At 66.5% G+C, this 19,566-nt stretch carries 20 protein-coding genes and 1 pseudogene; 17 read left to right on the forward strand and 4 right to left on the reverse strand.

From position 1 onward, the window contains the following. The first annotated feature begins 91 nt into the window (after positions 1 to 91). Positions 92 to 661, forward strand: a complete 570-nt coding sequence (locus tag ACFW0H_RS05055; RefSeq protein WP_422912803.1) for a hypothetical protein — start codon at positions 92 to 94, stop codon at positions 659 to 661. A gap of 44 nt (positions 662 to 705) precedes the next feature. Here ACFW0H_RS05055 and ACFW0H_RS05060 read toward each other — a convergent pair whose 3' ends face one another. Together ACFW0H_RS05060 and ACFW0H_RS05065 are read right to left on the reverse strand one after the other, a co-directional pair. Then, positions 706 to 1,176, reverse strand: a complete 471-nt coding sequence (locus ACFW0H_RS05060) for a YchJ family protein (RefSeq protein WP_422912804.1) — start codon at positions 1,174 to 1,176, stop codon at positions 706 to 708. A gap of 3 nt (positions 1,177 to 1,179) precedes the next feature. Next, positions 1,180 to 1,677, reverse strand: a complete 498-nt coding sequence (locus ACFW0H_RS05065) for a DUF6231 family protein (protein ID WP_422912805.1) — start codon at positions 1,675 to 1,677, stop codon at positions 1,180 to 1,182. Between the two features lie 130 nt (positions 1,678 to 1,807). Between ACFW0H_RS05065 and ACFW0H_RS05070 the strand changes: the two genes are divergently transcribed. The 4 genes from ACFW0H_RS05070 to ACFW0H_RS05085 all read left to right on the forward strand — a co-directional run bounded on the left by ACFW0H_RS05070 (position 1,808) and on the right by ACFW0H_RS05085 (position 4,482). Continuing rightward, a complete protein-coding gene (locus tag ACFW0H_RS05070; RefSeq protein WP_422912806.1) occupies positions 1,808 to 2,500 on the forward strand; it encodes an OmpA family protein in 693 nt (230 codons plus the stop codon). A gap of 97 nt (positions 2,501 to 2,597) precedes the next feature. Continuing rightward, positions 2,598 to 3,323 (forward strand): OmpA family protein, encoded by a 726-nt coding sequence (locus tag ACFW0H_RS05075; RefSeq protein ID WP_422912807.1) that lies wholly within the window; start codon positions 2,598 to 2,600, stop codon positions 3,321 to 3,323. A 123-nt stretch (positions 3,324 to 3,446) separates the two neighbouring features. Then, on the forward strand, positions 3,447 to 3,725 hold the full coding sequence (locus tag ACFW0H_RS05080) for a DUF1145 domain-containing protein (protein WP_422912808.1): 279 nt from the start codon (positions 3,447 to 3,449) through the stop codon (positions 3,723 to 3,725). Then, entirely contained in the window at positions 3,718 to 4,482 is a 765-nt protein-coding gene (locus ACFW0H_RS05085) for a collagen-like protein (protein WP_422912809.1), read from the forward strand. The genes ACFW0H_RS05080 and ACFW0H_RS05085 overlap by 8 nt, the downstream gene beginning before the upstream one ends. 110 nt (positions 4,483 to 4,592) lie before the next feature. Here ACFW0H_RS05085 and ACFW0H_RS05090 read toward each other — a convergent pair whose 3' ends face one another. Further along, a complete protein-coding gene (locus tag ACFW0H_RS05090) occupies positions 4,593 to 5,057 on the reverse strand; it encodes a CopD family protein (protein ID WP_422912810.1) in 465 nt (154 codons plus the stop codon). A gap of 97 nt (positions 5,058 to 5,154) precedes the next feature. Between ACFW0H_RS05090 and dinG the strand changes: the two genes are divergently transcribed. The 5 genes and pseudogenes from dinG (at position 5,155) to pdxH (ending at position 12,697) form a co-directional block, all read left to right on the forward strand. Then, positions 5,155 to 7,299 carry an ATP-dependent DNA helicase DinG gene (gene dinG, locus ACFW0H_RS05095; RefSeq protein ID WP_422912811.1) on the forward strand — a complete coding sequence of 715 codons (2,145 nt, stop codon included), beginning with the start codon at positions 5,155 to 5,157 and terminating at the stop codon, positions 7,297 to 7,299. A 251-nt stretch (positions 7,300 to 7,550) separates the two neighbouring features. Continuing rightward, positions 7,551 to 9,932 (forward strand): beta-galactosidase, encoded by a 2,382-nt coding sequence (locus ACFW0H_RS05100; protein ID WP_422912812.1) that lies wholly within the window; start codon positions 7,551 to 7,553, stop codon positions 9,930 to 9,932. An 82-nt stretch (positions 9,933 to 10,014) separates the two neighbouring features. Next, complete coding sequence (locus ACFW0H_RS05105) at positions 10,015 to 11,163, forward strand: serine hydrolase domain-containing protein (RefSeq protein ID WP_422912813.1); 1,149 nt, start codon at positions 10,015 to 10,017, stop codon at positions 11,161 to 11,163. Positions 11,164 to 11,401: 238 nt separating this feature from the next. Then, positions 11,402 to 11,962: pseudogene (locus ACFW0H_RS05110) on the forward strand (OmpA family protein); the annotation flags it as partial. Between the two features lie 87 nt (positions 11,963 to 12,049). Beyond that, a complete protein-coding gene (gene pdxH, locus ACFW0H_RS05115; protein ID WP_422912814.1) occupies positions 12,050 to 12,697 on the forward strand; it encodes a pyridoxamine 5'-phosphate oxidase in 648 nt (215 codons plus the stop codon). A gap of 6 nt (positions 12,698 to 12,703) precedes the next feature. Here the strand turns inward: pdxH and ACFW0H_RS05120 are convergent, their stop codons facing one another. After that, positions 12,704 to 12,937 (reverse strand): hypothetical protein, encoded by a 234-nt coding sequence (locus ACFW0H_RS05120; protein ID WP_422912815.1) that lies wholly within the window; start codon positions 12,935 to 12,937, stop codon positions 12,704 to 12,706. A 160-nt stretch (positions 12,938 to 13,097) separates the two neighbouring features. Between ACFW0H_RS05120 and ACFW0H_RS05125 the strand changes: the two genes are divergently transcribed. From ACFW0H_RS05125 to ACFW0H_RS05155, 7 genes are all read left to right on the forward strand, one after another. Next, on the forward strand, positions 13,098 to 13,562 hold the full coding sequence (locus ACFW0H_RS05125) for an outer membrane lipoprotein (protein ID WP_422912816.1): 465 nt from the start codon (positions 13,098 to 13,100) through the stop codon (positions 13,560 to 13,562). Positions 13,563 to 13,794: 232 nt separating this feature from the next. Beyond that, entirely contained in the window at positions 13,795 to 16,590 is a 2,796-nt protein-coding gene (locus ACFW0H_RS05130) for a monovalent cation/H+ antiporter subunit A (RefSeq protein ID WP_422912817.1), read from the forward strand. Continuing rightward, the gene (locus ACFW0H_RS05135) at positions 16,590 to 16,925 is read left to right on the forward strand and encodes a Na+/H+ antiporter subunit C (RefSeq protein WP_422912818.1); all 336 of its coding nucleotides are present in this window, start codon (positions 16,590 to 16,592) and stop codon (positions 16,923 to 16,925) included. The genes ACFW0H_RS05130 and ACFW0H_RS05135 overlap by 1 nt, the downstream gene beginning before the upstream one ends. Next, positions 16,922 to 18,421: a monovalent cation/H+ antiporter subunit D gene (locus ACFW0H_RS05140; protein ID WP_422912819.1), complete on the forward strand. Its 1,500-nt coding sequence runs from the start codon at positions 16,922 to 16,924 to the stop codon at positions 18,419 to 18,421. Before ACFW0H_RS05135 ends, ACFW0H_RS05140 begins: the two co-directional genes overlap by 4 nt. Beyond that, positions 18,418 to 18,918, forward strand: a complete 501-nt coding sequence (locus tag ACFW0H_RS05145; protein WP_422912820.1) for a Na+/H+ antiporter subunit E — start codon at positions 18,418 to 18,420, stop codon at positions 18,916 to 18,918. The genes ACFW0H_RS05140 and ACFW0H_RS05145 overlap by 4 nt, the downstream gene beginning before the upstream one ends. Continuing rightward, positions 18,903 to 19,172: a K+/H+ antiporter subunit F gene (locus ACFW0H_RS05150; protein WP_422912821.1), complete on the forward strand. Its 270-nt coding sequence runs from the start codon at positions 18,903 to 18,905 to the stop codon at positions 19,170 to 19,172. Before ACFW0H_RS05145 ends, ACFW0H_RS05150 begins: the two co-directional genes overlap by 16 nt. After that, the gene (locus ACFW0H_RS05155) at positions 19,169 to 19,516 is read left to right on the forward strand and encodes a Na+/H+ antiporter subunit G (protein WP_422912822.1); all 348 of its coding nucleotides are present in this window, start codon (positions 19,169 to 19,171) and stop codon (positions 19,514 to 19,516) included. Before ACFW0H_RS05150 ends, ACFW0H_RS05155 begins: the two co-directional genes overlap by 4 nt. The last annotated feature ends 50 nt before the right edge of the window (positions 19,517 to 19,566 follow it).

Below are 19,566 nucleotides of genomic sequence, written 5' to 3' on the forward strand. Positions count from 1 at the left end.
GTAACAAGCAACTGCTCGGCCGCAACCTGTTGTCGGCCGAAAAAAAGCTGCGCCATACTGCAGGGCGATTCGGACAGGAGTGTGACCAACAATGGGTCGTTACGAGATCGCCTTCTCCGGCAAGCTGGTCCCCGGGGCGCAGCTGGAGCTGGTACAGGCCAACCTGGCCAAGCTGTTCCAGGCCGATGCCCAGCGGATTGCCCTGCTGTTCTCCGGACGGCGCGTGATCCTCAAGAACAACCTGGATGAAGCCGCCGCGGAGAAATACCGCTCGGCCCTGGAGCGCGCTGGCGCGCTGGTCGAGGTGCTGTCCATGGAGCCGGAGATCGAGGAAGTGGAGCTGGCGCCACCGCCTGAGCCGGACGCGTCCTACGAACGAGGTCGCGCAGTCGCTGAGGCGCAGGGACCGGTTCCTGGCCGCCTGAAGGTGGTGCCGCGTGATGAATACATGGCCGCTTTCGTCGGCGTGGACGCCCCTGACTTCGGTATCGCTCCCGTCGGTGCTGACCTGCAGGACGCCAAGCCGCAGACCCCGCCGCCAAGCTTCGATTTCTCCAGCCTCAGCGTGGCGCCAGCCGGCAGCGACATGGGCCAGGCCAAGACCGCTCCGGCCGCACCGCCGCCCGATACATCCCATCTGCGCCTGGAAGAGCGCAAGTAGCCCGAAAGAGGCCCGCATCATGCGGGCCTTTCTTCGTCAGCGTCTCAGAAGTAGCTCGAACAGCATTTCTTGAACTTCTGCCCGCTTCCGCAGGGGCAGGAATCATTGCGTCCGGCCTTGACCGGCACGGTCGGGTCGAGGAAATACCAGCGACCGTCCGCCTGGACGAAGGCCGAGCGTTCGCGGTGACTGTGTTCGCCACCCTGGTCATGCCAGCGCGCGGTGAAGGTGACGAAGGCGTGCTCGGGCTGGCCGCCCAGCAGTTCATGGTCTTCCACTTCGAGGCCGAGCCAGGTGCTGGAAAGGCTCCAGGCGCGGATCGCCTCCAGGTCGAGGCCGGCGCGCTGGGCGGGAAGGGTGGTTTCCACCAGGTAGTCCACCAGGCCCAGCACATAGGCGCTGTAGCGCGAACGCATCAGCGCCTCGGCGCTGGCGGCGGGGTGGCCGGCGTGATGGCGGCCACAGCAGACCTCGAGCAGGTCGCCGCTACCGCAGGGACAGATCGCTGTGCTCATGGCTTACCACCAGTACTTGCCGAAGTTTTCCGGGTTGGCCCAGAACTTGGCGTTCAGCCAGTCGGGGACCTGCTTGTATTCGCGCAGGTCGTAGGTGAACAGGGTCAGGGTCTGCTGCTCCCGCCGGAAACGTTCGCTGGCCTGCAGGGCCAGGGCGAAGAAGTCGGTGTCCTTCCAGCCGCAGGCGCCGAGGTCCGCCAATACTGCTACGCGGCTGGCATTGAGATTGCGGATGCCGCCCAGCAATTGCAGGCCGTCGCGCTTGGGCAGGTGTTCCAGGCAGTCCGCGAGCAGGGCGAGATCGAAGCGGCGCGCAGCCTGCTCCGCCGGCAGGGGGCCGGCCGGCACCTGCACCAGCTGGCTGTCCGGGTGGGCGGAGGCGAATGCTTCGAGCGCCGGAAGCGGACTGTTGCCGACCAGCAACAGGCTCTTGGGGGCATAGCGTTCGAGCAGGGCAGCGAGGGCTTGCTGGGGCGTGCGGGAAGAAAAACTGTCAGTCATCGAAAATCCTCGAGCAGGTAGGGCAAGACTAGCCTGAAGGCGGGTCGTGGCCTAGTGCTGGCGGTTTTTAGGGCTGGCGTCTTTACTCCGTAGGTGTCGGTATGGGCCGATTCTAAGAGGAGACCTGCTTATGAGCATTACACGGACAGCTTTACCCCTTGTACTAGCGACCAGCATGCTGACCGGCTGCGCCGGCCTGCAGAAAACCGACTGGCCCAAGTGTGCAGCAGTAGGGGGTGTGGTAGGTGCGGGACTGGGCGCGATTGAAAGCAGTACTTACGCCGGCTGGGGTGCCCTGATCGGCGCCGGCACGGCGGCAGCCTACTGCTGGGTGCACGGCGATGGCGACGAAGATGGCGATGGCGTGCCCGATAGCCGTGACAAGTGCCCTGGCACTCCGCCCGGCACACGTGTGGACGCCGATGGTTGCCCGCCGAAGGAAGAACCGGTGGCCGAGGAAGTGGTCGTGGTCGAACACGAAACCATCGTCGTTCGCGATCTGCTGTTCGGATTCGACTCTTCGAAGCTCGATCCAGCCGATGAAGCCAAGCTGGATACCGTCGTCAGCCGCCTGAAGAACGAAGCACCGGACGCCAAGCTGACCATCACCGGCCATACCGACAGTGTCGGTAAGGACGCCTACAACCAGAAACTCTCGGAACGTCGTGCCCAGGCAGTGGCCGACTACCTGGTACGCAGCGGCATCCCGGCCTCCAGCATCGTCGGTGTCGTCGGTGCGGGTGAAACCCAGCCGGTGGCCGACAACGCCACCAAGGACGGCCGTGCGATGAACCGTCGCGTGGAAATCCAGATCGACCGCTGACACTCCGACCAACCCCGGTGCACGCCTTGTGCCCCGGGGGCTCCGGGTCTTTACTCCTGTGTTACCGGCCTGGCCGGTGGCACAGGAGACCCCCATCATGAGCGACTACCTTTACCGGGTTGCGCTTGCTCTTCTTCTGGCCTGCGGTTTCCTCTCCGGTTGCGCTTCCACCTCCAGCGATGGCGGGGCGGTGGTGAACCAGGGGAATTGGCCTGTCTGCAGCCTGGTCGGCGGTCTCGTCGGCGGCGGGCTGGGCGCCATCGAAAGCTCGGCCTGGGCGGCCGGCGGCGCTGCGGCCGGTGCCATAGCCGGCGGCCTCATCTGCTATGCCCAGGATGGCGATGCCGATGGCGACGGGGTCTTCGACCGTCGCGACAGCTGTCCCAACACGCCACCGAACATGCCGGTCAGCGTCAATGGGTGCCCGGAACGCACGTATCCCCAGTCCCCGGCCGAGGTGCCGCCGGCCCAGGATGAGGTGATAGTGCTGAGCGATATGGGCAACGTCCTCTTCGATTTCGATTCTGCCGAGCTCACCGCCTCGGCCCGGGATCAATTGGCGGGCATCGCCAATCGCCTGACCAGCGCGAACCTGGTCGGCGTCAAGGTGGTCGGCCACACCGACAGCGCCGGCTCGGATACCTACAACCAGGGGCTGTCCGAGCGCCGCGCGCGGAGTGTGGCCGACTTCCTGGCGAGCCAGGGCGTGCCGGCTGACAAGCTCACCACCGAAGGCATGGGCGAGCGCCAGCCGGTGGCGGACAACGGCAGCGACGAAGGCCGGGCGCGCAATCGGCGGGTCGAGCTTCACGTCGATCGCTGAACGACTCCCTGTACCAGGTCCCGGGGGCTGGCCCCGGCCCCGCGCTTTTCCCGGCGACGCTCTGGTGCGCCGCCGGGCATCGGCGTATGTTCCGCAAAACTAAAAAATGCCAGGAGGGGAGGCATGCGCGTATTCATGGGGCTGGGCAAGGTCATTGCCCTGTTGTTCTGGCTGGTGGTGATCGCCAACCTCGTTTCACCTTTCACCCAACCATTCCAGTTGCTGCTCAACGGCGCCGGCATTCTGCTGATCCTGGTGCACCTGGTGGAAATCTTCCTGTTCAACTCGCTGCTGCGCACGCGTGCCCGGCCCTGGCTGGATCGCCTGCAGTTGCTGCTGTTCGGTGTCTTCCATCTGCTCAGCATCCCGCGTCACGGCGCCAAGGGGACTGGCCATGCGTAAGCTCTGCCTGCTGGCCGCGCTGATCGCCCCCGTCGTCCTGGCACAGGGCAAGGTGAAGGTGGATGCCCACAACTTCCTCAAGCTGCCGCCGCGCACCGGCAGCCTCAGCCTCGACCAGGTCGAGGTGGCCGACTTTGCCACCCTGCTGATTCCAGCCGGCGTCACCGAGTTGCGTATCGGTGAATTGCGCATGGGGCGCGAGGCGCGACTGGGTATTGCACCATCCGAGCAGGGATTCCGCCTGGAAGTCGCACGGGGCGAAATTGGCACCGGCAGCCATATCACCGCATCGGGCTCGGCGGGCAGCATGAGCAGGCCGGCCACCGCCGGCCGCGACCTGCAGCTGCGCCTGATGGACGTCCAGGTGAGTGAGATGACCGTGGATGTGCGCGGTGGCATTGGCGCCCCTGGCCATCCCGGGCTGGATGGCGCCGACGGTGATGCGGCTGGATGCCTCTGGGGCCGAGCCGAGCGTGGCTGGGATGGCCAAGCCGGTGGCAATGGCGCAACGGGTGGTGCCGGTGGCCAGGTTCGTCTGGAGGTGCCTGAGTCCTTCCCGGTGGAGCAGGTGCGCGTTCGCCTCGAAGGTGGGGCTGGCGGAGCTGCGGGCGAGGGCGGTGCCGGTGGCCATGGCGGCGCCGGAAAGGGCTGCCTGGTCTACAAGGCCGATGGCGCCAAGGGCGGACGTGCCGGACAACCCGGCCTGCCTGGTGCTGCCGGCAGCGCAGGCAGCATCAAGGTCGTGCGCATCCAGTAAGCCGGGGCACCGGCCGGATCAAGCCAGCCAGGGGCCTGGGTGCGTGGCGTGAGTCCCCCTCTCCGTTCAAGGAGAGGGGCACCGCGGATTGGAACGAGCTCGCGCCCGGCTCAGAAGGTCGGGCGGACGGCGACAATGGTCACCAGCGTCAGGCCGATCAGCAGGTTGAACCCCACCACCCGGCGGATGCGGCCCAGCACCGCGCCGCCCTCCGGCCAGTTCTCGGCACTCACCGCGGCCCGCAGTTGCGGCAGCAGCAGGGCGCTGATCCGCACGAAGAGGGCGAGCATCGCCACATAGAGACCGATCATCATGTGCACATAGCGCGGTGCTGCTTCCATGCTCTGGAACGACAGGTGCAGCATGCCTACGCCGGTGAAGGGCAGCACCAGCACCGCCGGCCAGACCCACTGGAAGAAGCGGCGGAATACCTCCAGCCACAGGCGCAGGCGCGCCGGGGGTTCCAGTGTGGTCACGGCCGCCGGCCGCAGAATCATCCAGGCGAAGAACATGCCGCCGACCCAGATCAGGGCGGCCAGCAGGTGCAGGGCGTAAAGGGCGGCGTGGGCAGTCATCCGGTCAACTCCATTCGGCGGGGAAAAGAAGGCGCGCTATCATAGCCGCCCTGTTAAAGTACTGAAAATTTATCCAGCATCGCCGTTGTCAGTCTCCATGCTCAGCACCGAACTCAAGTCCCAGATCCAGGGCGCATACAGCCGTTTCCTCGAAGCCAAGGGGCTAAAGGCCCGTTATGGCCAACGCCTGATGATCGCCGAGGTGGCCAAGGCGCTGGGGGCCATCCCCACGGATGACGAGGGCCACCGCGAAGGTGAGCCGGCCGTGGTGGCGGTGGAGGCGGGCACCGGTACCGGCAAGACGGTCGCCTACAGCCTGGCGACCATTCCCGCGGCCAAGGCGGCCGGCAAACGCCTGGTCATCGCCACGGCGACCGTGGCCCTGCAGGAGCAGATCGTCCACAAGGATCTGCCGGACCTGATCCGCAACAGCGGCCTCAACTTCAGTTTCGCCCTGGCCAAGGGCCGCGGCCGCTACCTCTGCCTGTCCAAGCTCGACATGCTGCTGCAGGAAGGCCAGGCGCAGAGCGCCACCGCCCAACTGTTCGCCGATGAAGGCTTCAGGATCGACGTCGACGAGAAAGGCCAGAAGCTGCTCAACCAGATGATCGAGCGACTCGCCGGCAATCGCTGGGATGGTGACCGCGACTCCTGGCCCGAGGCCATCGAGGACCAGGACTGGGCCCGGGTCACCACCGACCACAGCCAGTGCACCAAGCGCCATTGCCCGAACTTCCAGCAGTGCGCCTTCTACAAGGCACGCGAAGGCATGACCAAGGTGGACGTCATCGTCACCAACCATGACATGGTGCTGGCGGACCTGGCCCTGGGCGGCGGTGCCGTACTGCCGGACCCGCGTGACACCCTCTACGTCTTCGACGAAGGCCACCACCTGCCGGACAAGGCCATCGGCCACTTCGCCCACTACACCCGCCTGCGCTCCACCGGCGACTGGCTGGAGCAGGTGGCCAAGAACCTGACCAAGCTGCTGGCGCAGAACCCGCTGCCGGGCGATTTCGGCCGCCTGGTCGAGGGCGTCCCCGAGCTGGCGCGGGAACTCCGTACCCATCAGCAATTCATGTTCAACGCCTGCGAGGAAATCGCCGATTTCCGTGCCGGCGAGGATATGGAAGGGCGCGACCGCCCGCGCCACCGGTTCGAGGCCGGCGTGGTGCCGGAGCACCTGCGCGAGCTGGGTATCGAGCTGAAGAAGGGTTTCTCGAAGCTCAACGATGTCTTCACCCGCCTCACCGAACTGCTCAAGGAAGCCATGGATGGCGAAGCCGGCATCGGCGTCGCCAGCCATCAGGCGGAGGAGTGGTATCCGTTGTTCGGCAGCCTGCTGGCCCGCGCCCAGGGCAGCTGGGAGCTGTGGACCGCCTTCACCGCCGAAGATCCTGAAGACAGCCCGCCCATGGCCCGTTGGCTGACCCTGGCCGAAAGCGGAGCGCTGCATGACATCGAGGTCAACGCCAGCCCGATCCTGGCGGCCGAGACCCTGCGCCGCAACCTGTGGAACGTGGCCTATGGCGCCCTGGTGACTTCCGCCACCCTCACCGCTCTCGGCAAGTTCGATCGTTTCCGTATGCGCGCCGGTTTGCCGAAGGTCGCCGTCACCGCTGTGGTCCCCAGCCCCTTCCAGCATGCCGACGCCGGCTTGCTGCGGGTGCCCGACCTCAAGGCCGACCCGCGCGACGCCGCCGCCCACACCGCCGCCATCATCCGCGATCTTCCGGAGCTGGTGGAGGGGGCCCGCGGCACCCTGGTGCTCTTCGCCTCCCGTCGGCAGATGCAGGATGTGTTCGACGGGCTGGACCGCGATTGGCGTAAGCGTGTGCTGATCCAGGGCAACCTGTCCAAGCAGGAGACCCTGAACAAGCACAAGGCTCGGGTGGACGACGGCGAGCCCAGCGTGCTCTTCGGCCTGGCCAGCTTCGCCGAGGGTGTCGACCTCCCGGGGGCCTATTGCGAGCATGTGGTGATCGCCAAGATCCCCTTCGCCGTGCCGGACGACCCGGTCGAAGCGGCGCTGTCCGACTGGATCGAAGCCCGCGGCGGCAACCCCTTCATGGAAATCGCCGTGCCGGACGCCTCCCTCCGGCTGGTGCAGGCCTGCGGCCGCCTTTTGCGCACCGAGGCTGACCGCGGCACCATCACGCTGCTCGACCGGCGGGTGGTCACCCAGCGCTATGGCCGGGCCATCCTGGATGCCCTGCCGCCGTTCCGCCGCGAGATCGCCTGAGCAGGCCCATGATCGGCCGGAAGTCGGAATGCCCTCGTTCAGAACGGCGTGGGCCTGTTCGCCGATCGGGCAAGATCGACTGACCGGCGACCCACCCTTGACGCTGTGCGCCCCCCATCTGCGATGATGCCGGGGTTTTTGCGAGCGCCGCCGCCGGCGCTCGCGATGTCCCGCTTCGTTTCGTCGCATCCATGGCGAGATACGAACTTTTTGCGGTCTATGCACAGCATTCTCTTGGGAACCCCGGTCCGATGCTTTCGACACCAAAACGCCCCCTTGCCCTGGCCATCCTCCTCGGGATGTCGGGAATCCCCCTGGCTGCCCAGGCAGAGACCTTGTTCAATTTCGTGCGCCCGCTGGACGCCGTGCAGGTGACCACCCAGGACGCCAGCCTGCCGAGCGTGACCGCCGAGACCACCGCCAATGGCGAGATCCTCCGCCGGCTCACCTTCAACGCGGCCGAAAAGCCCAGCCTGCGCCTGACTCCTCAGGCCGGCAGCTGGGACTGGTCCAAGGCCGAGGCCATGAGCCTGCGCATCCAGAGCGCGCAGGATTGGGCCATCACCCTCGATGTCGCCATCGAAAGCACCGATGGCAAAGTCCTCACCACCCAGGTGGCGTTGCCGGCCGGCCCGGCGCAGACGCTGCTGGTGCCGCTGGCTGCCACTTCTCCCAATGCCCACGGCATGCGTGCGGCGCCTCCCGTGCCCTGGACCCGGGACGGCCAGCGATCGCTGCCGGCGACCCTGGTCAACGGCGAGCTGGACCGCAGCAAGGTCGCCGCCGTCACCCTCTCCCTGAGCCAGCCGACCGCAGCCCAGAACGTGCTGCTCGGGCGCTTCGGCACGGTCGAGGATGACCAGCAGGGCGCCCTCTATGACGGGCTGCTGGATGCCTATGGCCAGTACGCCCGGGGCGATTGGCCGGGCAAGGTGAAGAACGACGAGCAACTGAAGAAGGGCGCAGAGGAGGAGCGGAAACAGCTCGCCGACTGGACCGCCAAGCTGCCGCAGCAGGACCCCTATGGCGGCTGGCTGGGTGGCGAGACCTTCGAGGCCAGCGGCTTCTTCCGCACCGAGAAACGGGGCGGTCGCTGGTACCTGGTGACGCCCGACGGCAACCCCTTCTTCTCCCTCGGGGTCAACGCGGTAACCCCCGGTCTGAGCCAGACCTATGTCGAAGGTCGCGAGGCCATGTTCAAGGCGCTGCCGAAGGACAACGAACCGCTTGCCACCCATTTCGGCAAGGGCGACAACCGCGACGGGACCACTGCCAACAAGGGGCGTGCCTACAACCAGGGCCGCTGGTACGACTTCTACGGCGCCAACCTGGAGCGAACCTATGGTGGCAACGACCCGCAGCGTTGGGTCGGCCAGAGTCTGGATCGCCTCAAGGCCTGGGGCTTCAACACCCTGGGTAACTGGAGTGACCCGGCGTTCAACACCAGCAAGCGCATGCCCTACACGCTGCCGCTGTCGATCCAGGGCGACTTCGCCACCATCAAGACCGGCTTCGACTGGTGGGGTGGCATGCCCGACCCCTTCGACCCGCGTTTCGCCATGGCCGCCGAGCGCGCCATCGCCATCGCCGCCCGTGACCACCGCGACGATCCCTGGCTGTTGGGCTTCTTCGCCGACAACGAGCTGGCCTGGGGCGGCCACGGCGAAGACCCGAAGGCCCGTTACGCCCTGGCCTACGGCACCCTGCGGCTGACCACCGACGTCCCGGCCAAGCGCGCCTTCCTCAAGCAGTTGCGTGACAAGTACCGCAATCAGCAGGGCCTGTCCAAGGCCTGGGGCATCGACCTGCAGGCCTGGGAACTGATGGAGGACCCGGGCTTCGAGCCGCCACTGCCGAACCCTGAGCATCCGGCCATCGAGGAAGACTTCAAGCGCTTCCAGCGCCTCTACGCCGACACCTACTTCAAGACCATCGCCGACTCGCTGAAGTGGCATGCGCCCAACCACATGCTGCTGGGCGGCCGTTTCGCCGTCACGGTGCCCGAGGCCATAGAGTCCTGTGCCGAGTACTGCGACGTGATCAGCTTCAACCGCTATACCCGCGAGCCGCAGCATGGGCTGGACATGGATCTGCTGCGTCAGCTGGACAAGCCGTTGCTGATCACCGAATTCCACTTCGGCTCCCGTGACCGCGGGCCGTTCTGGGGTGGCGTGAGCGAGGTCTACAAGGAAGAGGAGCGCGGCCCGGCCTATGCCACCTTCCTGAAGAAGGCCACCGAGGAGCCGTTGATCGTCGGCGTCCACTGGTTCCAGTACCTCGACCAGCCGGTTACCGGCCGCCTGCTGGACGGCGAGAACGGCCATTTCGGCCTGGTGGGCATCACCGACCGTCCCTGGCAAGGCTTCGTTGGCGCGGTGCGCACGGCTAACCTGGGCCTGGCCGCCGACTTCAGCAAGCCCTTGGTAGCCAAGGAAACGGCCAAGCAGCCGGCTGACGCCGCGACGAAGCCGGCAGAAGCCAGCAAGCCGGCGGAACCTGGCAAGGAGCCGGAACCGGCCAAGCCGGCCGAGCCCGTCAAGGCTGCGCAGCCCAAGGAGGCTGCCGAGCAGCCCGCGGCGGAGACGCCCGCACAGTCGACGGCGACGCAGTCGGAGGAGGGCGGGAAGCCCTGAAGGGCGACCCCACTTCGGCACGGTTCACAAGGGGCGACAAGGCTGGAACAATGCCGCCTCCATTTTCTTCAGGAGCACGCCGGTGCAGATCCAGGGCTATTTCGACTTGCGCTTCGAGGCGGCGAAGGACGCCTTCGCCGAACTCTTCGCTGATCCCCAGGAGCGCGGTGCCGCCCTCTGCGTACAGGTCGGCGGGGAAACCGTGCTCGACCTCTGGGCCGGTGTGGCCGACAAGGATGGCCAGCAGGCCTGGCACAGCGACACCATCCTCAACCTGTTTTCCTGCACCAAGACCTTCACCGCAGTGACCCTGCTGCAGCTGGTGGGGGAGGGCAAGCTGGAACTGGATGCGCCCGTGGCGCGCTACTGGCCCGAGTTCGCCGCCGCCGGCAAGGAGCGCATCAGCGTTCGTCAGCTGCTCTGTCACCGCGCCGGCCTGCCGGCGATCCGCGCCGCGCTGCCGGCGGAGGCGCTCTACGACTGGGACGCCATGACCACCGCCCTGGCTGCCGAAGACCCCTGGTGGACGCCGGGCGAGGCCCATGGCTATGCGCCCATCACCTACGGCTGGCTGGTTGGCGAACTGATTCGCCGTGCCGACGGCCGTGGTCCGGGTGACTCCATCGTTGCGCGGGTGGCGCGGCCCCTCGGGCTGGATTTCCATGTCGGGCTGGCCGATGAGGAGTTCCATCGCGTCGCCCATATCGCCCGTGCCAAGGGCAACCTGGGTGATGCCGCGGCGCAGCGTCTGCTCAAGTGCATGATGACCGAGCCCGCGTCCCTGAGTACCCGTGCCTTCACCAATCCGCCGTCGATCATGACCAGCACCAACAAGCCGGAATGGCGCCGCATGCAACAGCCGGCGGCGAATGGCCACGGTAACGCGCGCAGTCTGGCGGGCTTCTACGCCGCCTTGCTGGACGGCCAACTGCTGGATTCGGAACTGCTCGCCGAGTTGACCCGCGAGCACAGTCTGGGCGAGGACCTCACCCTGCAGACCGCAACGCGTTTCGGACTGGGCTGCATGCTCGACCAGCCCGAGGTGGCCAATGCCACTTATGGCTTGGGCCGATATGCCTTCGGCCATCCCGGCGCCGGCGGTTCCACCGGCTTCGCCGACCCCGAGCGCGACCTGGCTTTCGGCTTCGTCACCAACACCCTCGGACCCTATGTGCTGATGGATCCCCGCGCACAAAATCTCGCGCGTGTTGTCAAAGGCTGCCTGGGTTGAACCGCTCGTCTAATAGGCCCTTTTTTCCTTTTCAGATTAATGGGTTGGCGAGAAAATTTAACACCGGTTGTAAATTTGGATCGCCATCATTGCAGTGCTGGCGTGAGGCCTCAGCGATTACGGAGCCCTGCCCATGAAACTGTTCAAGATCTCCACCTTGATTCTCTGCATGGCTGCGGCTGGATGCAGCATGCCCGGCCTGCAGAAGTCCGAATCCCCTGCCGAACCCCAGAAGGCCAGCGCATCGGCCAGCAAGGGGTGGTGGCCCTTCGGTGGTAGCCAGAAGACCAAGGCGCCCAAGACGGCCAAGGTGGACGCCAAGGCGACCCAGGCCTGGCTCGACCAGTACGAACCGCGCCTGCGCGAGGCGGTGAAGGGCAGCAAGCTGGATGTGGAGCGTCGCGAGAACGTGCTGGTGGTGACCCTGCCGGTGGACCCGTCGTTCAATCCGGACCGCCCGAGCATGCTGCTACCCAATACCCTGGGCCCCATCACCAAGGTGGCCAAGCTGGTGGAAGGCGATACCAAGACCGCGGTGCTGGTCCTGGGGCACGCGGATGCTTCCGGCAAGGAAGAACTCAACCGCAAGCTCAGCCAGGAGCGCGCCCAGTCCGTGGCCGCCATCTTCCGCCTGAGCGGCCTGCAGCGTGATCGCCTGTACCTCAAGGGGCTGGGGTCGGACATGCCGCGTGCGGCCAACGACAGCCAGCAGGGCCGCGCCCTCAATCGCCGCGTCGAGATGGTCCTGACTCCCCAGGACACCCTGGTCGCACTGATCGCCCAGTACAGCAAGCCGGCCAAGGGCAATCCGGTGGTTGCGGCAGATCAAGCCAAATAAGCCGGGGCTGGGTAAGCTATTGGCTTTCTGCAAACAGGATCGCCAACCATGACCCAGACCCTGGCCGACATGCGCCGTGACTACACCCGTGACGGGCTCAGCGAGGAGCAGGCTCCCGTCGAGCCCTTCAGCCTGTTCCAGAGCTGGTTCGGCGACGCGGTGAAGACCGAGCAACTGCCGGTCGAGCCCAACGCCATGACCCTCGCCACGGTGGATGCCGACGGCCGCCCGCACTGCCGGGTATTGCTGCTCAAGGGCCTGGACGACCGCGGCTTCACGTTCTTCAGCAACTACGACAGTGCCAAGGGCGAGCAGCTTGCCACCAATCCTTTCGCCGCCATGACCTTCTTCTGGCCGGCCCTGGAGCGCCAGGTGCGTATCGAAGGGCGGGTGGAGCGGGTGACGGCGGCCGAGTCCGATGCCTACTACCAGGTGCGCCCGCTGGGGAGTCGCCTGGGTGCCTGGGCGTCGCCCCAGAGCCAGGTGATTCGTGACCGCGCCGAGCTCGAGTCGCTGCTGGCGACGACCGAACAGCGATTCCTCGACTCCGCGCCAAGCTGCCCGCCGCACTGGGGGGGGTATCGTCTTCTGCCGGAACGCATCGAGTTCTGGCAGGGCCGGCCGAGCCGTCTGCACGACCGTCTCAACTATCGCCTCGTGGAGGGTTCCTGGACGCGCGAACGCCTGGCGCCATGATCCCGGTCAGGCCTGGTAGCTATCGGCTTTCTGACGCAGCCAGTCGGGAAGTTGGCGCCGTGAGATGCCGGCTTTGCGGGCGTGGAGCAGTTGTTCCAGCATGAAGGCCTGCTTGGCCTTGTCGCTGCCGGCGAGGGATAGTGCGAGGTCGCGATCCATCCAGCGCTTGATGCGGACGTACAGCCACCAGTGGAAGTACAGGCCGGCAGCGGTGGTGATGACGATGATGAAATAGTCCATGGGCTAACCTTGTGTGACAGGGACGTTCCGGAGTGGCTCCCCGATGTCTGCCATGAGGCTGAGTTCAGGCTGAATGGGCGCTGAGTTGCAGGGTCTGTCTGATGACAGCTTCTGCGGCGCGGAGTCTAATGGATAGGTAATCAATTCTGGAGGAAATGCTATGCGTAAACCCGTTCTGCTGGTGGCCTCTTTCACGGCTGTGGCACTGGCGCTGGGTGGCTGTCAGTCGAGTCTGACCGGTGACACCTATTCCCGCGATGAGGCTCGTCAAGTACAGACCGTGCGCATGGGCACCATCGAATCCCTGCGGCCGGTGAAGATCGAAGGCACCAAGACACCGGTAGGCGCCGGTGCTGGCGCGGTAGTTGGCGGTATCGGCGGCAGTACCATCGGCCACGGTCGCGGCAGCGCAGTGGCTGCGGTGATCGGTGCGGTGGCCGGCGGCCTGCTCGGTGCGGCAGCCGAAGAAGGCATGACCCGTACCCAGGGTGTGGAAGTCACCGTGCGCGAGGACGATGGCTCGATGCGTGCCTACGTCCAGGAAGTCCAGCCCAATGAAGTCTTCCGCGTCGGCGAGCGCGTGCGCATCGTGACGGTGAACGGCACCAGCCGCGTCGCACACTGAGGCTAAGCTGTCCCGATCGGGGCAGCCGGTTCTTTCCCATCCCCATCCGGTCCCGGGGGGCGATAGCGCTTCGAGCCTGTCGCGCCCTGGGATGGGCGTTTCCCGATATCGCTAGCGTTTTGAAATAATTCAATCTATCGCGATAGATCGATAGTAATGGATAATCGACGGGTTTTTCGCTTGCCATTTCCGATACTTGCGAGGGAATGGCGCTTACCCTGGGGAGTTATGGATGATATTGGCGCTCATCGTTGCGCTGCCCTTTCTCGGGGCGATCCTTCCGCTACTGGCCGAGCGCCACGGCCGTTCCGTTTGCGCGGGTGTCGCCGCGCTGGTGCCGCTGACCGGCCTGATCCTGCTGCTGGCCCAGGCTGACGGCGTCTTTTCTGGCGAGCTCCTGAAATTGGTGCTGCCGTGGCTGCCAGGTTTCGGCCTGAGCTTCAGCCTGCGGCTGGACGGGCTGGGCTTCCTGTTTGCGTTGCTGATCCTCGGCATCGGGCTCCTGGTCATCCTTTATGCCCGTTACTACCTGTCGGACGAAGAGCCGATGGGGCGCTTCTTCGCCTTCCTGCTGCTGTTCATGGGCGCCATGCTCGGCGTGGTGCTGTCCGAGAACCTGCTGCTGATGCTGGTTTTCTGGGAGCTGACCAGCCTGTCATCCTTTCTGTTGATCGGTTTCTGGGGCCACCGCTCCGATGCGCGCCGCGGCGCGCGCATGGCCCTGGCGGTCACGGGGGGCGGCGGCCTGGCGCTGTTCGCCGGGGTGCTGCTGGTGGGGCATATCGCCGGCAGCTTCGAGCTGAGCCAGGTGCTTGCGGCGGGCGAGCGGATCCGCGCCCACGACCTTTATCCCGTGGCGCTGGTGCTGCTGCTGCTGGGGGCGTTCACCAAGTCGGCGCAGTTCCCCTTCCATTTCTGGCTGCCGCACGCCATGGCGGCGCCGACGCCGGTGTCCGCCTACCTGCACTCCGCCACCATGGTGAAGGCGGGCGTGTTCCTGCTGGCGCGTCTCTACCCGGCGCTGGCCGGCTCCGACCTCTGGTTCTACCTGGTCAGCCTGAGCGGCCTGGCGACCCTGCTGTTCGGCGCTGGCATGGCGCTGTTCCAGCATGATCTCAAGGGGTTGCTGGCCTACTCGACCATCAGCCACCTGGGCCTGATCACCCTGCTGTTCGGCCTGGATTCGCAGCTGTCCAACGTCGCGGCGGTGTTCCATCTCATCAACCACGCCACCTTCAAGGCCTCGCTCTTCATGGCCGCCGGGATCATCGACCACGAGACCGGCAGCCGCGACATGCGCCTGGTCAACGGCATGTGGAAGTACATGCCGCACACCGCGGTGCTGGCCATGGTGGCATCCCTGGCCATGGCCGGGGTGCCCTTGCTCAACGGCTTCCTCAGCAAGGAGATGTTCTTCAGCGAAACCCTGCAGCAGGAACTGCTGGGCAGTTTCAGCTGGGTATTGCCGGCGGCGGCGACGCTGGCCGGGGTCTTCTCGGTGGCCTATTCCCTGCGCTTCGTCCATGACGTCTTCTTCAATGGCGAGCCGGTTTCCCTGCCCAAGTTCCCGCCCCACGAGCCGCCGCGTTACATGAAGGTGCCGGTGGAGATCCTCGTGACCCTCTGCCTGATGGTGGGCATGTTCCCCAATTTCACGGTCGCGCCGATGCTGGCGGCGGCCGCCTCCGCGAGCCTGGGGGGCGAGCTGCCGGAGTACAGCCTGGCGATCTGGCACGGCTTCAACCTGCCGCTGGCCATGAGCTTCGTGGCGCTGGTCGGCGGCGTGCTGGTCTACGTGCTGCGCAAGCCGCTGTTCAGCTGGTACGCCGGATTGCCCGACACCGATGCCAAGGACGTATTCGAGCAGCAGGTGCAGCGTGTCGCCGCAGCGGCCCGCTGGATCACCGGGCACCTGGAGAACGGTTCGCTGCAGCGCTACCTGGCCTGGCTGCTGGGCAGCGCCATGCTGGTGGTGGCGCTGTCCCTGGCACCCCTTCCGCAGATCGCCGGCGAACGGCCGCTGACCCCGCTGGATGGCATCACCACCCTGGGCCTGGCGGTGCTGGCGTTGTCCGGCGTGCTGACCGCGATTTTCCATCGCCAGCGCCTGATTGCCTTGATGATCCTCGGTGTTGCTGGCCTGCTGGTGGCATTGACCTTCGCCCGCTTCTCCGCGCCGGATCTGGCCCTGACCCAGCTGGTGGTGGAGGTGGTGACCCTGGTGCTGTTGATGCTGGCGCTCTACTACCTGCCGTCCCGCACGCCGGGAGAAAGCTCCAGCCTGCGCGGGCTGCGCGACTTGATCCTGGCCTGCGCCCTGGGTGTCATGGTGGCCCTGCTGGCGTACGCGGTGCTGACCCGCCCGTACGACGGCATCGCCGGGTTCTTCCTCGCCAACAGCCTGTCCGGTGGCGGCGGCACCAATGTGGTCAATGTGATCCTGGTGGACTTCCGCGGCTTCGATACGCTGGGCGAAATCACCGTCCTGACCATCGCCGCAGTGGGCGTCTACGCCATGCTGTCGGGCCTGCGCCTGACCAACCCCACTTGCGACCCCCAGGGCCGCAACTGGGCCCACGCCAAGCACCCGTTGGTCCTCGAAACCCTGTCGCGTCTGCTGCTGCCCCTGGCGCTGCTGATCTCGGTGTTCATCTTCCTGCGCGGCCACAACCTGCCGGGCGGCGGTTTCATCGCTGGCCTGATCACCGCCGTGGCGCTGGTGTTGCAGTACATCGCCAGCGGTATCGCCTGGGTGGAGCGGCGCATGAACCTGAAGTACCAGCGCATGGCTGGCGCCGGCGTGACCATCGCCGGCCTCACCGGCCTCGGCAGCTGGGCCTTCGGTTACAGCTTCCTCACTTCCGCCTTCGGCCACTTCGAGCTGCCGCTGGTGGGCGAATTCGAACTGGCCACCGCCATGCTGTTCGACCTCGGCGTCTACCTGGCCGTGGTCGGCTCCACCCTGCTGGTGCTGGTCAACCTGGGGCGGGTGAGCCTGGCCCCGGCCGCGAGCAAGGAGATTCACTGATGGAGGCCCTCTTCGCCGTCACCCTGGGCCTGCTCACCGCCAGCGGCGTCTACCTGTTGCTGCGCGGGCGGACCTTTCCCGTGGTGCTGGGGCTGACCCTGCTGTCCTACGCCGTCAACCTGTTCCTTTTCGCCATGGGCCGCCTGGCCGGCGAAGCCGCCGTGCTCGGGCGCGACGTGCAGTACGCCGACCCGGTGCCCCAGGCCCTGGTGCTCACCGCCATCGTCATCGGCTTCGCCATGACCGCCTTCGTGGTGGTCCTGGCCCTGCGCGGCGTGGCCGAACTGGGTAGCGATCACGTGGACGGCCGCCCCGAGCAGGAGTCCGCGCCATGATGCACCTACCGATCCTGCCCATCCTGATTCCGCTGTTCGCCGGGGCGCTGCTGCTGATGCTGCCGTCCATGGAGCGCCTCAAGCGCAGCATCTCGGTGGTGTCCACCCTGGCCCTGGTGCCGCTCGCGCTACTGCTGATGCAGCAGGCCGGCGATGGTCAGCTGCGGGTCTACGCCCTGGGCAGCTGGCAGCCGCCCTTCGGTATCGTGCTGCTGCTGGATCGGCTGGCAGCCCTGATGTTGCTGGCCACCGCCGTGCTGGCCAGTGCCGCGGTGCTCTACGCGGTGCGCGGCGACGATCGCAACGGCATGCGCTTCCACGCCCTGTTCCAGTTCCAGCTGCTGGGGATCAACGGCGCCTTCCTCACCGGTGACCTGTTCAACCTCTTCGTCTTCTTCGAGATCCTGCTGATCGCGTCCTATGCGCTGCTGATGCATGGCGGCGGCGCGGAGCGGGTGAGGGCGGGCCTGCACTACGTGATCCTCAACCTTGCCGGCTCGGCCCTGTTCCTGATCGCGGTCGGTGCCCTCTATGGCATCACCGGCACCCTGAACATGGCCGACATGGCTCGCCAGGTGGCCGCCGCCGGGCCGGGTCAGGCGCCGGTGCTGGCTGCCGCCGGGCTGTTGCTGTTGCTGGTGTTCGCCCTCAAGGCGGCGCTGCTGCCCCTGTACTTCTGGCTGCCGCGTGCCTACACCGCAGCGAGTGCGCCGGTGGCTGCGTTGTTCGCCATCATGACCAAGGTGGGCATCTACTCCATCCTGCGGGTCTACAGCCTGGTCTTCGGCCCGGAGGCCGGCGAACTGGCCAACCTGGCGCAGCCCTGGCTCTGGCCGCTGGCCCTGGCCAGCGTGATCCTCGGCGCCCTCGGAGCCCTGGCCGCCACCACCCTGCAGGGCCTGCTGGCCTACCTGGTGGTGGTCTCTGCTGGCACCCTGCTGGCGGCCATCGCCCTGGGCACGCCCGAGGCGCAGGGCGCGGCGCTGTTCTACCTGCTGCACAGCACTTGGGTGGCCGGCGGGCTGTTCCTGCTCGCTGACCTGGTCAGCCGCCAGCGTGGCGACAAGGCCGGCAAGCTGGTTCAGGGGCCGGCCCTGCAGAATCCGGCCATCCTCGGCGCGGCCTTCTTCTTCGCCGCCATCGCCGTGGCCGGCCTGCCGCCGCTGTCCGGTTTCTTCGCCAAGCTCCTGCTGCTCCAGGCGGTGCCCCCGGGTGGTGGTGCGCTGCCCTTGTGGAGTGCGCTGCTGATCGGCGGTTTCATCAGCCTGGTGGCCCTCAGCCGCGCCGGCAGCACGCTGTTCTGGCGCACCGGCCACCAGGTGCTGGGCAGCGCCGAGCTGGACCCGGGCCGGCTGTTCGCCACCTTGCTGTTGCTGGGCGGCAGCCTGGTGCTGGTGGCCTTCGCCCAGCCGCTGCTGGACTACGCCCAGGCCAGTGCCACGCAGTTGCATGACCTGAAGCTCTACCGATTGATCCTCGGGGAGGCCGGAGCATGATGCGACGACTCTTTCCCCATCCCGCCGAAAGCCTGTTGCTGCTCGTCGTCTGGCTGCTGCTGGTGGATTCCTTCGCCCTCGGCCAATGGCTGCTGGGAGGCTTTCTCGGCTGGGTGATCCCCTTCTGCTTCAAGCCGCTGCTGATCGAGCGGCCGAAGCGCTGGCACCCGCTCAAGCTGATGCGCTTCCTGCTGATGGTGGTAGGCGACGTGCTGCTGGCCAATTTCCAGGTGGCACGCCTGACCCTGGGCCGCGTCGAGGCGTTGCGTCCGGCTTTCGTCGAGGTGCCCATCGAACTGGATAACGAGCTGGCGATCAGCGTGCTGGTGAGTGTGGTGTCCCTGACGCCGGGCTCGCTGGCCGCCGATCTCAGCGCCGACCGCCGGACCCTGCTAGTGCACGGCCTGGACGTTCCGGACAAGGCCGCCATGGTGGCCGAGATCAAGTCGCGCTACGAGGCGCCGCTGAAGGAGATCTTCCCATGCTCGCCTACGTGATCCCGCTATGCCTGGCCATGCTCGGCCTGGCACTGCTGCTGGCCCTGGCCCGGCTCATCAAGGGGCCCTGCCTGCCGGACCGCGTGCTGGCGCTGGACACCCTCTACATCAACGGCATCGCCATGCTGGTGCTCTACGGTATCTGGAAGGGCAGCGACCTGTTCTTCGAAGTGGCGCTGCTGATTGCCGTGCTCGGCTTCGTCAGCACCGTCGCGGTGGCCAAGTACATGCTGCGCGGAGACATCATCGAATGACCGGCGAACCCATGGCCCTCTGGGCGGAAATCCTCGTTTCGGCGCTGCTGATCCTCGGCAGCGCCTTCGTGCTGATCGGTGCCATCGGCCTGTACCGCCTGCCGGACTTCTTCATGCGCCTGCACGGTCCGACCAAGGCCACCACCCTTGGGGTGGGCGGCGTGGTGATCGCGTCGCTGGTGTTCTTTTCCGCCGACGCCGATGGCCTCAGCCTGCATGAGCTGCTGATCAGCCTGTTCCTCTTCATCAGCGCCCCGGTCAGCGCCTACATGCTGGCCAAGGCCGCGGTGCTGCAGCAGCTGCCCGTGGACCCGCGAACCCGCGGCAAGCCCTGGAACCAGTGAGCGCTACAGTTTCTTCGCCCTGCTGTGTCTGTCTGGGGCGGGGAGCGACC

This window comes from Metapseudomonas cellulosilytica, from assembly GCF_049334135.1.
In the GTDB taxonomy this organism is placed as follows: Bacteria; Pseudomonadota; Gammaproteobacteria; order Pseudomonadales; family Pseudomonadaceae; genus Metapseudomonas.

What these genes read in the sequence shown, in the direction of transcription:
- ACFW0H_RS05100 (WP_422912812.1), top strand. Translation starts at nt 7,551, where the DNA reads ATGCTTTCGACACCAAAACGCCCCCTTGCCCTGGCCATCCTCCTCGGG.
- ACFW0H_RS05065 (WP_422912805.1), bottom strand. Translation starts at nt 1,677, where the DNA reads ATGACTGACAGTTTTTCTTCCCGCACGCCCCAGCAAGCCCTCGCTGCC.
- dinG (WP_422912811.1), top strand. Translation starts at nt 5,155, where the DNA reads ATGCTCAGCACCGAACTCAAGTCCCAGATCCAGGGCGCATACAGCCGT.
- ACFW0H_RS05080 (WP_422912808.1), top strand. Translation starts at nt 3,447, where the DNA reads ATGCGCGTATTCATGGGGCTGGGCAAGGTCATTGCCCTGTTGTTCTGG.
- ACFW0H_RS05085 (WP_422912809.1), top strand. Translation starts at nt 3,718, where the DNA reads ATGCGTAAGCTCTGCCTGCTGGCCGCGCTGATCGCCCCCGTCGTCCTG.
- ACFW0H_RS05090 (WP_422912810.1), bottom strand. Translation starts at nt 5,057, where the DNA reads ATGACTGCCCACGCCGCCCTTTACGCCCTGCACCTGCTGGCCGCCCTG.
- ACFW0H_RS05070 (WP_422912806.1), top strand. Translation starts at nt 1,808, where the DNA reads ATGAGCATTACACGGACAGCTTTACCCCTTGTACTAGCGACCAGCATG.
- ACFW0H_RS05150 (WP_422912821.1), top strand. Translation starts at nt 18,903, where the DNA reads ATGCTCGCCTACGTGATCCCGCTATGCCTGGCCATGCTCGGCCTGGCA.
- ACFW0H_RS05155 (WP_422912822.1), top strand. Translation starts at nt 19,169, where the DNA reads ATGACCGGCGAACCCATGGCCCTCTGGGCGGAAATCCTCGTTTCGGCG.
- ACFW0H_RS05075 (WP_422912807.1), top strand. Translation starts at nt 2,598, where the DNA reads ATGAGCGACTACCTTTACCGGGTTGCGCTTGCTCTTCTTCTGGCCTGC.
- ACFW0H_RS05140 (WP_422912819.1), top strand. Translation starts at nt 16,922, where the DNA reads ATGATGCACCTACCGATCCTGCCCATCCTGATTCCGCTGTTCGCCGGG.
- ACFW0H_RS05130 (WP_422912817.1), top strand. Translation starts at nt 13,795, where the DNA reads ATGATATTGGCGCTCATCGTTGCGCTGCCCTTTCTCGGGGCGATCCTT.
- ACFW0H_RS05055 (WP_422912803.1), top strand. Translation starts at nt 92, where the DNA reads ATGGGTCGTTACGAGATCGCCTTCTCCGGCAAGCTGGTCCCCGGGGCG.
- ACFW0H_RS05060 (WP_422912804.1), bottom strand. Translation starts at nt 1,176, where the DNA reads ATGAGCACAGCGATCTGTCCCTGCGGTAGCGGCGACCTGCTCGAGGTC.
- ACFW0H_RS05125 (WP_422912816.1), top strand. Translation starts at nt 13,098, where the DNA reads ATGCGTAAACCCGTTCTGCTGGTGGCCTCTTTCACGGCTGTGGCACTG.
- pdxH (WP_422912814.1), top strand. Translation starts at nt 12,050, where the DNA reads ATGACCCAGACCCTGGCCGACATGCGCCGTGACTACACCCGTGACGGG.
- ACFW0H_RS05135 (WP_422912818.1), top strand. Translation starts at nt 16,590, where the DNA reads ATGGAGGCCCTCTTCGCCGTCACCCTGGGCCTGCTCACCGCCAGCGGC.
- ACFW0H_RS05120 (WP_422912815.1), bottom strand. Translation starts at nt 12,937, where the DNA reads ATGGACTATTTCATCATCGTCATCACCACCGCTGCCGGCCTGTACTTC.
- ACFW0H_RS05145 (WP_422912820.1), top strand. Translation starts at nt 18,418, where the DNA reads ATGATGCGACGACTCTTTCCCCATCCCGCCGAAAGCCTGTTGCTGCTC.